We start from the raw sequence: 11,833 nt of genomic DNA, 5'->3' as shown, positions 1-11,833 counted from the left end.
ACCGTGTGGACAGCACAAGACCCGGTCGGTGACCGAAGTCACCGACCGGGTGAGTGCGCAGAACAAGGTCAAGCGCCGCGACGGTGTTGTTGCGAGGAGTCCTCGTCGTCGTCCTCGTCGTCGGCCCCGTACAGCTCGGCGTACCGTGCGTACGGGTCGTCGTCTTGCTCATCGTCATCGTCCTCGAACGGTTCACCATTCGGCGGAATGTTCGATGGCGATGCGCCCAGCTCTTCGGCCAGGCGTGAGAGATCCGTCCCGCCGCTGTTGTACTTCAGCTGGCGGGCGACCTTCGCTTGCTTGGCCTTGGCCCGGCCGCGCCCCATGGCTCGACCCCCTCAACGACGGGGCTCGACGGCCCCAGGTTGACACGCGTTCATGATCCAGGACGGTCTCTCCTCGGAGAGCCCGTCGTAGGGCTCCCACGGTACCTGAGCCCACGCCCGTACGGTACGTCGCCCGTAGCACGCGCGTGTGCGCAGGACCTTTGAGGCGCCCCGTCCTCGCTGGTCAGTGGCGATTTTAACCACTTATCGGCGGACGACCCGCCGGGAAGAGTGAGAGTTCTCTCCAACTTTCCTCCCGGCGGTACCGCCGAAACCCTCGAGGCGCCCCCGCGGAGGCCGTCCCGGAACGTCAGCGTCCGCGCGCGTGCGCCGCCTCGTGCATCCGCTGCTCGGCGATCCGGTCGGCCGCGGCGGCCGGCGGAATCCCGTCTTCCTTCGCACGTGCGAAGATTGCGAGGGTGGTGTCGAAGATCTTCGACGCCTTCGCCTTGCACCGATCGAAGTCGAAGCCGTGCAGCTCGTCCGCGACCTGGATGACCCCGCCCGCGTTCACCACGTAGTCCGGCGCGTAGAGGATCCCGCGGTCCGCGAGGTCCTTCTCCACCCCCGGATGGGCGAGCTGGTTGTTGGCCGCGCCGCAGACCACCCGGGCGGTCAGCACCGGCACCGACGCGTCGTTCAGAGCGCCGCCGAGCGCGCAGGGGGCGTAGATGTCGAGCCCCTCGACGCGGATCAGGGCCTCGGTGTCGGCGACCGCCGTGACCCCTTCGGGGTGCCGGTCCAGGATCCGGCCGACGGCGTCCTCGCGGACGTCGGTGACGAACACCTGGGCGCCCTCGCTCCGCAGGTGCTCCACCAGGTGGTGGCCGACCTTGCCGACGCCGGCGACGCCGACCCGGCGGTCCCGCAGCGAGGGGTCGCCCCACAGGTGCTGGGCGGAGGCCCGCATGCCCTGGTAGACGCCGAAGGCGGTCAGCACCGAGGAGTCGCCGGCGCCGCCGTTCTCCGGGGAGCGCCCGGTGGTCCAGCGGCACTCGCGCGCGACCACGTCCATGTCGGCGACATAGGTGCCGACGTCGCAGGCGGTCACGTACCGCCCGCCGAGCGAGGCGACGAACCGGCCGTACGCCAGCAGCAGCTCCTCGGTCTTGATCACCTCGGGGTCGCCGATGATCACGGCCTTGCCGCCGCCGTGGTCGAGCCCGGCCATGGCGTTCTTGTACGACATCCCGCGCGCGAGGTTCAGCGCGTCGGCGACGGCCTCCGCCTCGCTCGCGTACGGGTAGAAGCGGGTACCGCCGAGCGCGGGGCCGAGGGCGGTGGAGTGGAGTGCGATGACGGCCTTCAGACCGCTGGCACGGTCCTGGCAGAGCACGACCTGCTCATGACCCCCCTGATCCGAGTGGAAGAGGGTGTGCAGGACGCCGTTGGATACGTCGGTCACGGTGGTGACTCCTGGGTAACTCGCGGCGATCGGGACGAGGGCTCCCGTACGGGTGGCGGGGCCTGTGGGACGAGGGTAGGGCCTGCGCGCCCCACCGGCGCCGCAGTGGTCGGGATCACCTCCGCACGGGGTACCGGCGTGCGACGATGCGGAGGGTTCCGCCGTGTCCGCGGGCACGGCCCCGCAGGTTTCCCGGCCGTCCCGGAGGGGAGGGAGCAGGCGTGCCCAAGGTGTCCTCGGTGATCGTCCCGTACGCGTCCTATCTGCGGGTGTACGAGCCGCTGGCCGCCTTCCCCGAGCCCGAGCGCACCCACTGGGCGCGCTACGCCCGCCGCCCCGAGCGCCCCTCCTACCAGGACGAGCTGCGCCGCTCGCTGGCCGATCTGCTGCCCACCCCGCCGGTGCCGGTCCCGGTGCACGAGAGCGCCGACGCGTTCGTCCTCGACGTGGACGGCGTGCTGTGCGTGTGCCCCTGGCGGACCCGGCTGCGCGGCTGGCGGGCGCTGGCCGAGCTGGGCGAGGAACTGCCCCGTCCGGTCCTGGAGGCGGTGCTCCCCGAGGTGGTGCGCCGGCAGGCCGCCCAGGACTACGAGCGCTGGCTGGAACGCAACCCCGACGCCCGGCCCTGGATCCGCACGGCCACCTGGCAGGTGCCGCTGAGCTGGTTCGTCCTGGTGGCCGACGAGGAGCGGACCTACGAGAAGGGCACCGCGGAGGTGGCGCCCGTGCTGCGCTACCGCACCCCGATGGTGCAGGCGCGGCGGCGGGTGGCCCGGGGGCTGCGGGCGCTCAAGGACGCGATGGACGAGGGTCCGCTGATCGACGGACTGCTGGACGTGGGGCGCTGGCTGGAGGAGTTCCATCCGCGTTCGCTGGTGGAACTGGACTACGGCGGTCTGGTCCACGCGGTGCCGGCCGGCGATCTGGAGGACGACCACTCGGCGCGGGACGTGGCCGACGGGATCGCCGCCCTGCGCGGCGGGGACGGCGCGGCGGCGGGGGCTGCGTACGCGCGGCTCGCGGAGCGGTGGCGGTCGGTGCGGGAGCGGCGTTCGGCCAACTGACGGCCGACGGCTGACGATGTGACAGACGCGACAACGTTTTCCAGGAGTGACCTGCGTCACGGACGAAATGGTTCGAACAGCGTACGGTCAACGCCACTTCACGGAACTGACGGGACGTAGGTCCCGATCCGGGCTTATGTCGCAAGGGTGATGGACCGCACGTACACGGCCCTTGCGTCGCTTGCCCCTCCTCGTGCCAAAATAGGACAAGGAGTCCGGGGAGGGCTCCGTCCGCCTACTTATGCTCCATCGTGGGGGGAATCTCGGCATTGCACTGTTTTAGGGGGTCTTGTGACTCCTGCACGCCACTGTGACTGATCGTCACAGTGGCGTGACTGTCCGCTATGGCATGGTCCATCGGCTTCCGTCGCCGATGAACACCTGGGGGGCAATTCCATCGGTTTGGCCGACGCGGCTGGACAGATGGTGTAGTTGTAGTGCCGAGGACAAGCCGTTCGTCCTATAACCGACTCGACTCGCGTCCGCCATTTCGGGCAACGCGGGTCAAGGTGCAGAATTTAGAGGAAAGAACCGAGAAGGTTCGGTTCTCCCGAGGAGGCCGCTCATGACCGCTCGCACCCCTGATGCTGAGCCGCTGCTGACCCCGGCTGAGGTCGCCACCATGTTCCGTGTGGACCCGAAGACGGTCACACGGTGGGCGAAGGCCGGCAAGCTCACGTCGATCCGCACGCTCGGCGGACACCGCCGATACCGCGAGGCTGAGGTCCGCGCGCTGCTGGCGGGCATTCCGCAGCAGCGCAGCGAGTCCTGAACAACTGAATAACCGGGCGAATCGTCAGGTCCCCCAACCTGCCGGGCCGTCCGGACCCTGGCCACGAGCGACGCGGGTCTGCCCCAACAGGCCCGTCGCCCACAGGGAGCGTCTTCGATCGCGCTGGACTCCGCCGGGTCCAGCGCGATCTTTTTTGTGCGTCCGGGGCGACCCGAGGGGGCGTATCAGGTGGCTCTGTGAGCGGGCTTGTCGGAGTCTGGGGAGGCTCTGGGAGGGTTCCGGGAGGCATCCTCCAGAGTAGTGCAATTGCACATATTAAATTGACCTGTTGTAGGAGACCGGTAAGAACACCCGGTTCCAAAACTTATGCGGTGACTCCCGTCACATGCCAGTGGCCTTGTCGCCCGCCGCCCGGGTGCGCTATTGGAAGCGCTTGCCGGTCGGCCTCCCTCCATCGCCCCTTCCCTGTACGGCCGTTGACGCCGTCTCGGGCCTCAGGCGGGCGAGGGGCGCTCGTCCTCGGCGGCGGCCTCCTCAGGGGCCCCCGCGCCCCGTGGGGCGCCGTCCATGGCCAGCCGCTGCAAGCGGTGGCAGATCGGACAGTGGCGGGTCAGATGCCGGTAGGACGACGCGGCCGACAGATGCGCGCGGAGCAGGGCCCGCGTCTCGTGCCTGACCGATGCCGCCATACGCCACCTCCCGAGGGCCGCGCGGGGAACGGGCCCTGAGTTCTGGGGTACCGAGGGAAAGTGACGGCGTCAAGGGCATACGAGGAAGGCCCGCGTCCCTCACGGGATGCGGGCCTTCTTCTCAACTGCGGTCCTGACGGGATTTGAACCCGCGGCCTCCACCTTGACAGGGTGGCGAGCACTCCAAACTGCTCCACAGGACCAGGTTTTGCGGCACTTCGTCTTGCGTTGTGCTGCGAGAAGGACTGTACAGGAGGGTGGGCTCCCTGGTCGAACTCACCCTCCGTACGGGCTCCGTCACGGAGCCGCGGCGTCGATGGCCTTCACGATCCGCTTGTCCGAGACCGGGTACGCCGTGCCCAGCGCATGGGCGAAGTAGCTCACCCGCAGCTCCTCGATCATCCAGCGGATGTCCAGCACCTGCTGCGGCACCGGCATGCCCTGGGGAAGCTGCTCCAGGAGCCAGGCGTACTCGTCCTGCATCTCATGGACCTTCTCCATGCGGGCGGTGTCCCGCTGCGCGCCGGTCGCCATCTGCTGGAGCCGGCGGTCGGCGGCCACCAGGTAGCGCATCAGGTCCGGCAGCCGCCGAAGGCCCGCCCATGTCACAAAACCGGGCTTCACCAGGGCGTCGAGCTGCCCCCGCACATCCGTGAGGTTCGCGAGCAGGGTGGGGCTGCGGACGCCCTTCAGACGCCGCTCGCACGCCTGCCAGGCCGCGAGGACCTGCTGCACCTGCCCGACCGTGCGCACCGTGGTGTCGACGATCTCCGCGCGGACCTTGTCGTACAGCTTCCGGTACGACTCCTCGTCCCAGGCGGGACCGCCGAACTCCGCGATCAGCCGGTCCGCCGCCGCCATCGCGCAGTCGTCGAACAGGGCCTGTATCGACCCGTGCGGATTGGCCGACAGGGCGAGCTTCTGGGCGTTGGTGAGCTTCTCCGACGCGAACTTCGCCGGATTCACCGGGATGTTGCGCAGGATCAGCCGGCGGGTGCCCTTCCACATCGCCTCGGCCTGCTCCGCCTCCGTGTCGAAGAGCCGTACGGAGACCGTGTCGCCGTCGTCGACCAGCGCCGGGTACGCCTTCACGGGCTGGCCGGCCCGGCGGGTCTCGAAGACCCGGGTGAGCGAGCCGATCGTCCAGTCGGTCAGACCGGAACGCTCCAGGGACTCCCCGCCCCGGCGCTCGGCGGTCGCCGCGGCCGCCTGCGAGATGGCCTGGCGCGCCTTCGGCCGCAGGCGCAGCCTGAGGGCCTCCAGGTCCTTGTCCTCGGCCAGCTTGCGGCGCCGTTCGTCGACGATCCGGAAGGTGATCTTCAGATGGTCGGGGACCCTCGACCAGTCGAAGTCCGCCGCCTCGAAGGGCACCCCGACCATGCGCTTCAGCTCCCGCGCCATGGCGGTGGTCAGCGGCTTCTGGAGCGGCACCGCCCGGTCCAGGAAGCGCTGCGCGAAGTTCGGCGCCGGCACGTAGTTGCGGCGGATCGGCTTGGGCAGCGAACGGATCAGCTCGGTGACGACCTCCTGCCGCAGGCCCGGGATCTGCCACTCGAAGCCGTCGTCCGTGACCTGGTTGAGCACCTGGAGCGGGATGTGGACCGTGACACCGTCGGCGTCCGCGCCCGGCTCGAACTGGTACGTCACCCGGAACTTCAGCGGCCCCTGGCGCCAGGAGTCGGGATAGTCGGCCTTGGTGACCGCCTCCGCCGACTCCCGGATGAGCATCTCGCGCTCGAAGTCCAGGAAGTCGGGCTGCTCATGCCGCTTGTGCTTCCACCAGGAGTCGAAGTGGGCGCCGGAGACGACGTGTTCGGGCACCCGCTGGTCGTAGAAGTCGAACAGCGTCTCGTCGTCCACCACGATGTCCCGGCGCCGGGCGCGGTGTTCCAGCTCCTCGACCTCGCTGAGCAGCCTGCGGTTGTCGCTGAAGAACTTGTGGTGGGTACGCCAGTCGCCCTCGACCAGGGCGTTGCGAATGAAAAGCTCACGGCTGACCTCGGCGTCGATCCGGCCGTAGTTGACCTTCCGCTGGGCGATGATCGGCACGCCGTACAGCGTGACCTTCTCGTACGCCATCACGGCCGCCTGGTCCTTCTCCCAGTGCGGTTCGCTGTACGTCCGCTTCAGCAGATGTCCGGCCAGCGGCTCGACCCACTCCGGCTCGATCTTCGCGTTGACCCGCGCCCAGAGCCGGGAGGTCTCCACCAGCTCGGCGGACATCACGAAGCGCGGTGCCTTCTTGAACAGCGCCGAGCCGGGGAAGATCGCGAACTTGGCGCTGCGGGCGCCCAGATACTCGTTCTTCGCGCCGTCCTTCACGTCCTTCATGCCGATGTGCGACAGCAGACCGGCGAGGAGCGAGAGATGGACGCTGTCGCCGGGGGCGTCCTCCTCGTTGAGATGGATGCCCATCTGCTTGGCGACCGTGCGGAGCTGGGTGTAGATGTCCTGCCACTCACGGATGCGCAGGAAGTTGAGGTACTCCTGCTTGCACATCCGGCGGAAGGACGACGAACCGCGCTCGCGCTGCTGCTCGCGGACGTACCGCCACAGGTTGAGATAGGCGAGGAAATCGCTGGTCTCGTCCTTGAAGCGGGCGTGCTGCTGGTCGGCCTGGGCCTGCTTGTCGGCGGGGCGCTCGCGCGGGTCCTGGATGGAGAGCGCGGCGGCTATGACCATGACCTCGCGGACACAGCCGTTCTTGTCGGCCTCCAGCACCATCCGGGCCAGCCGCGGGTCGACGGGGAGCTGGGCCAGTTTGCGGCCGGTGTCGGTGAGCCGCTTGCGCGGGTCCTTCTGCTCCGCGTCCAGCGCGTTCAGCTCCTGGAGCAACTGGACGCCGTCGCGGATGTTGCGATGGTCCGGCGGGTCGATGAAGGGGAACTTCTCGATGTCGCCGAGGCCGGCCGCGGTCATCTGGAGGATGACGGAGGCGAGGTTGGTGCGCAGGATCTCGGCGTCCGTGAACTCCGGCCGGGCGACGAAGTCGTCCTCGCTGTAGAGCCGGATGCAGACGCCGTCACTCGTACGGCCGCAGCGGCCCTTGCGCTGGTTGGCGCTGGCCTGGCTGATCGGCTCGATCGGCAGCCGCTGCACCTTGGTGCGGTGGCTGTAGCGGCTGATCCGGGCGAACCCGGGGTCGATGACGTACTTGATCCCCGGCACGGTGAGCGAGGTCTCGGCGACGTTGGTCGCCAGAACGATCCTGCGGCCGGTGTGCTGCTGGAACACGCGGTGCTGCTCCGCGTGCGAGAGGCGCGCGTAGAGCGGGAGCACTTCAGTGAAGCGGTACTGCTTCTTCTCCAGGGCGTCGGCGGTGTCGCGGATCTCCCGCTCGCCCGAGAGGAAGACCAGGATGTCGCCCGGCCCCTCGGCCTGGAGCTCCTCGACGGCGTCGCAGATGGCGGTGATCTGATCGCGGTCCGCGTCCTCGGAATCCTCTTCGAGCAGCGGCCGGTAGCGCACCTCCACCGGATAGGTCCGCCCGCTGACCTCGATGATCGGGGCGTCCCCGAAGTGCCGTGAGAACCGCTCCGGGTCGATGGTCGCGGAGGTGATGACGACCTTCAGATCGGGCCGCCGCGGCAGGAGCTGGGCCAGGTAGCCCAGCAGGAAGTCGATGTTCAGGGACCGCTCGTGCGCCTCGTCGATGATGATCGTGTCGTAGGCGCGCAGCTCGCGGTCGGTCTGGATCTCGGCCAGCAGGATGCCGTCCGTCATCAGCTTCACGAAGGTGGCGTCGGGGTTCACCTGGTCGGTGAACCGCACCTTCCAGCCGACGGCCTCGCCCAGCGGGGTCCGCAGCTCCTCGGCGACCCGCTCGGCGACCGTACGGGCGGCGATCCGGCGGGGCTGGGTGTGGCCGATCATGCCGCGGACGCCACGACCGAGTTCCAGACAGATCTTCGGGATCTGGGTGGTCTTACCGGAACCGGTCTCACCTGCGACGATGACGACCTGGTGATCGCGGATGGCGGCCGCGATGTCGTCCTTCTTCTGGCTGACCGGAAGCTGCTCGGGGTAGGTGACGGCCGGGACGCGGCCGCGCCGCAGCGCCATCCGTTCCTCGACCCGGGTGACCTCCGCCTCGATCTCGGCGAGGACGGCGGCACGGGCCTCCGGCTTGCGGATCTTGCGCGCGCCTTCGAGCCTGCGCCCGAGCCGGTGCGCATCACGCAGGGACAGCTCGGCCAGACGGGGGGCGAGGGCGCCCACGGCGGGGGCGGGGTGCGTAGACATACGCGATCCAGGATCTCATCCCCGGCAAAAACGTGGCTAACGCTTTTGGGGCCGGGAGGTACGGGGGATACACAAAGGCCCCGATCCGGAGATCGGGGCCTGGAGTGTGGCTGGGGCCGGGGTCGAACCGGCGACCTATCGCTTTTCAGGCGATCGCTCGTACCAACTGAGCTACCCAGCCAGGAGGTTTCACGTGAAACCTCGGCGGTCCTGACGGGATTTGAACCCGCGGCCTCCACCTTGACAGGGTGGCGAGCACTCCAAACTGCTCCACAGGACCAAGCTGTTGTGTGCGAACCAGCGACGCAAGTGTCGCACACCGTACTGCGTGCCCCCAACGGGATTCGAACCCGTGCTACCGCCTTGAAAGGGCGGCGTCCTAGGCCGCTAGACGATGAGGGCTATCGGCCCGCCTGGGCGCTTCGCAGCGCGTCGGGGACGTGAGAAGCATATGGGATGCGGGGAGGGATCGCCAAAACGGTTTACGGGGACGGGGTGGAGGGCCTCGCGGAACGGGGGGAGGGGGTGGAAGGCGAGGGGGAGGAGGGGGACGGGCCGGGGCTCGCGCCCGGCTGGTTCTCCTTGGGCAGATGGCGGCTGACCTCGGCCGTCGTCAGGCCCAGACCGCCCAGTTCGATCTCGTCCCATGCCTGGAGGCGGCGGGTGTCGCGGTCGAAGTAGAGGATCGACGCCTGGATCGGGTCGGGGTACTCGCCCTCGACGGCGCGCAGCCCGCTGCCGCCGGTGGAGCCCTCCACGCGGAGCCGGGTGCCCTTCTCCATGACCTCCATCTCCTCGTGGTGGAGGTGCCCGGAGAGGACGAGCGGCACGGCGCCGTCCGTGCGGCGGGCGGCGGACGGCTCGTGCACGACGGCCACGTCCACGGGGGTGCCGGCCGCCTGCTGGGCGAGCAGGGCCGCCGTCAGCCGGTCGCCCGCCTCCTCCTGGCTCGCGCCGGCGCCCGGCACCGTGGAGCGGTCGGGGGTGAACTGGGGGTCGCCGATGCCCGCGAAGCGCAGTCCGGCGAGGGTCACGGCCCGGCCGTCGTCCAGGACGTGCACGTTGTCGATGCCCTCCAGATAGCGCTGGGTGACGCGCGAGTCGTGGTTGCCGCGCACCCAGACGTAGGGCGCGCCCAGGTCGGCGATGGGGTCGAGGAAGCCGTTCTCGGCGGCCGAGCCGTGGTCCATGGTGTCGCCGGAGTCGACGATCACATTGACCTTGTACTGCTCGACCAGCGAGGCGATGATCTTCCAGCTCGCGGGGTTGAGATGGATGTCCGAGACATGCAGGACCCGCACGGTGGTGGGGTCGGGCTGGAACGCGGGCAGCGTGGACGTGACGTCGTAGAGCTTGGTCACGTTCGTCACGAGGCGGGCGAGTTCCTGCTGGTAGACGTCGAACTCGGTGACGATGCTGCGGGCGTTGCCGACCAGCGACGGGGCCGAGGAGAGCAGCCCGGAGAAGCGGGGTTCCAGGACCGACTTGGGGTTCCAGGTGGCGTACGCGGTGGCGCCCGAGGCGGCGAGCAGGGCGAGGGCGAGGCCGCCGGCGGCGAGGGCGCGGCGGGGGCGGCGGTAGACGGCGAGTCCGAGGGCGGTGGCGCCGACGACCACGGCGACGGCGGAGCGCAGGGCGAGGTCCATGGTGCCGTGCGCGACGTCGTCGGCGACCTCGTCCTCCAGGCCCGAGAGGCGTTCGGGGTGGTCGACGAGGGCCTGGGAGCGGGCGGGGTCGAGCTGGTCGACGTTGACGTCGAGGCGGACCGGGGCGGTGTGGCTGTCGAGGTGGAGCGCGCCCAGCGGGGAGATGTTGATCTTCGTGCCGCCGGTGAGGGAGGGGCGCAGGGTCATGGTCGTGTTCATCGGCCCGACCGGGGTGCGGACGTTCCCCACGATCAGCAGGCCCAGCCAGGCGCCGACCAGGACCACCGCGGTCAGCCCGAGGGCACGGACCCAGGGGTTGGGTCCCGCGGCGAGTTCGGGGGTGGCCGGACGGCGCCTGCGGGGGCGGGGGAGGAACCCGGGGCGCTTGGTTTTCCGGGGAGCGGTGGGGCGGGGGCGGCTGGTGGGGCTGGTTCGGGCACGGGCGCGGGCCATTGGTGCCGTATGCCCGGGTGTGGGGGCGGATATGCGGGGGTGCTGCCCGGGGAGGGCCGGCCGGGGGCTTCGGGTGTGGCGTTCGGGGCCTCGTACGGCGGGGGTGTGCCGGACAATGGGGCTGTGCTGGAGATGACGCGCGAGGAGTTCGAGGAACTGGTCGCCGAGGCGCTGGACCGGATCCCGCCGGAGCTGACGCGGCTGATGGACAACGTCGCGGTGTTCGTCGAGGACGAGCCCCCGGCGGACGATCCCGAGCTGCTCGGGCTGTACGAGGGGACCCCGCTGACGGACCGCGGCGAGTGGTACGCCGGGGTGCTGCCGGACCGGATCACGATCTACCGGGGGCCGACGCTGCGGATGTGCGAGACGCGCGAGGAGGTCGTGGCCGAGACCGAGGTGACGGTGGTGCACGAGATCGCACACCACTTCGGGATCGACGACGCGCGGCTGCACGCGCTGGGGTACGGCTGAGCCGTTCGGTGCCGAGTGTGGGCCGAGCGTGGGCCGACGGGCGAGGGGGCGCGTGTCCTCTTGCGGGCGCCGGGAGTTGAGAGGGCGAACCCTTTCGGACCCTCTTCCCGCCCCGGAGGTGCGCGTGCGCCCCAAGTACGTACCCGTTCGCCTGGCCGCCACCGTCCTGGCCGTCGCCGCGGCCGCCGGCTGCATGAGCGTCGGGGACGGCGAGGACGGCCGGGCCAAGCCCTCCCACTCGGCCGGTGAGCGGGGTGGCAAAGCTCACGACGGCGGCCCCGCGGGGGTGGGTGGCGGCTACATGGGCGCGGCGGGCGGCGACGGCAAGCACGGGCACGGCTCGGGCCGGGGGCGGCCGGGCGCGTCGGCGTCCGGGTCCGGGGAGCCGTCGGAGGGGGCGAGCGAGTCCGCCTCGGCGGGGTCCGGGAAGCCCGGGAAGCCGGGGAAATCCGAGCAGCCGGGGGCGCCGGAGCCGACGAAGGCGCAGCCGCCCGAGCCGACCCGCTCCCCCGACCCGGAGCCGCCCGCGGCCTCGCCGGAACCGCCCGCGCCGTCCCCGGAGCCGACGGTCGCCGAACCGTCGTCCTCCGCACACGAGTCCGGTGGCGGGACGGGCGGAGGCTCGGCCCCGCAGCTCGTCGAGCGGGAGCCGGCGCCCGAGGCCGGGGTGCCGGCCTAGCCGACCCGGGCAGGCGGGGGCGCACCTCCCTGAGCTGGGACGATGGGCTCGGTTTGCCTTGAGGGGGGCAGGGTGCGTATGGTGGTAGATCGTTTGATCCCATTTGCCCGGCGCCACTGCAG

The 11,833-nt window shown here is 70.2% G+C and carries 9 protein-coding genes and 4 tRNA genes; 4 read left to right on the top strand and 9 right to left on the bottom strand.

The genetic code is table 11. The annotated features are described in order from the left end of the window. Positions 1-68: 68 nt before the first annotated feature. Both AFM16_RS19015 and AFM16_RS19010 read right to left on the bottom strand, forming a co-directional pair. Complete coding sequence (locus AFM16_RS19015) at positions 69-326, bottom strand: DUF3073 domain-containing protein (protein ID WP_030798031.1); 258 nt, start codon at positions 324-326, stop codon at positions 69-71. Positions 327-636: 310 nt separating this feature from the next. Next, positions 637-1,731: a Leu/Phe/Val dehydrogenase gene (locus AFM16_RS19010; RefSeq protein ID WP_078634037.1), complete on the bottom strand. Its 1,095-nt coding sequence runs from the start codon at positions 1,729-1,731 to the stop codon at positions 637-639. 221 nt (positions 1,732-1,952) lie between these two features. On the opposite strand from AFM16_RS19010, the gene AFM16_RS19005 reads away from it, so the two are divergent. Both AFM16_RS19005 and bldC read left to right on the top strand, forming a co-directional pair. Beyond that, positions 1,953-2,795 (top strand): DUF8083 family protein, encoded by an 843-nt coding sequence (locus tag AFM16_RS19005; RefSeq protein WP_030798037.1) that lies wholly within the window; start codon positions 1,953-1,955, stop codon positions 2,793-2,795. 565 nt (positions 2,796-3,360) lie between these two features. Next, entirely contained in the window at positions 3,361-3,567 is a 207-nt protein-coding gene (gene bldC / locus AFM16_RS19000; protein WP_003980577.1) for a developmental transcriptional regulator BldC, read from the top strand. Positions 3,568-4,022: 455 nt separating this feature from the next. Here bldC and AFM16_RS18995 read toward each other — a convergent pair whose 3' ends face one another. The 7 genes from AFM16_RS18995 to AFM16_RS18965 all read right to left on the bottom strand — a co-directional run bounded on the left by AFM16_RS18995 (position 4,023) and on the right by AFM16_RS18965 (position 10,558). Continuing rightward, positions 4,023-4,217, bottom strand: a complete 195-nt coding sequence (locus AFM16_RS18995) for a DUF6274 family protein (protein ID WP_030798044.1) — start codon at positions 4,215-4,217, stop codon at positions 4,023-4,025. 128 nt (positions 4,218-4,345) lie between these two features. Beyond that, positions 4,346-4,420, bottom strand: a tRNA-Asp gene (locus AFM16_RS18990). Positions 4,421-4,514: 94 nt separating this feature from the next. After that, complete coding sequence (hrpA, locus tag AFM16_RS18985) at positions 4,515-8,459, bottom strand: ATP-dependent RNA helicase HrpA (protein WP_078634036.1); 3,945 nt, start codon at positions 8,457-8,459, stop codon at positions 4,515-4,517. 107 nt (positions 8,460-8,566) lie between these two features. Next, positions 8,567-8,640 (bottom strand) — tRNA-Phe (locus AFM16_RS18980). 24 nt (positions 8,641-8,664) lie between these two features. After that, positions 8,665-8,739, bottom strand: a tRNA-Asp gene (locus AFM16_RS18975). Positions 8,740-8,788: 49 nt separating this feature from the next. Then, positions 8,789-8,861 (bottom strand) — tRNA-Glu (locus AFM16_RS18970). An 80-nt stretch (positions 8,862-8,941) separates the two neighbouring features. Then, positions 8,942-10,558, bottom strand: a complete 1,617-nt coding sequence (locus tag AFM16_RS18965; RefSeq protein ID WP_078634035.1) for a metallophosphoesterase family protein — start codon at positions 10,556-10,558, stop codon at positions 8,942-8,944. Positions 10,559-10,681: 123 nt separating this feature from the next. Between AFM16_RS18965 and AFM16_RS18960 the strand changes: the two genes are divergently transcribed. Both AFM16_RS18960 and AFM16_RS18955 read left to right on the top strand, forming a co-directional pair. After that, complete coding sequence (locus AFM16_RS18960) at positions 10,682-11,032, top strand: metallopeptidase family protein (protein WP_030798051.1); 351 nt, start codon at positions 10,682-10,684, stop codon at positions 11,030-11,032. Positions 11,033-11,156: 124 nt separating this feature from the next. Then, a complete protein-coding gene (locus AFM16_RS18955) occupies positions 11,157-11,711 on the top strand; it encodes a hypothetical protein (protein WP_078634033.1) in 555 nt (184 codons plus the stop codon). Positions 11,712-11,833 lie beyond the last annotated feature (122 nt).

It is taken from the genome of Streptomyces antibioticus, assembly GCF_002019855.1.
GTDB lineage: Bacteria > Actinomycetota > Actinomycetes > Streptomycetales > Streptomycetaceae > Streptomyces > Streptomyces antibioticus_B.
The sequence above is the reverse complement of the archived record's forward strand: the minus strand, read 5'-3'. Positions and strand labels throughout refer to the sequence as shown.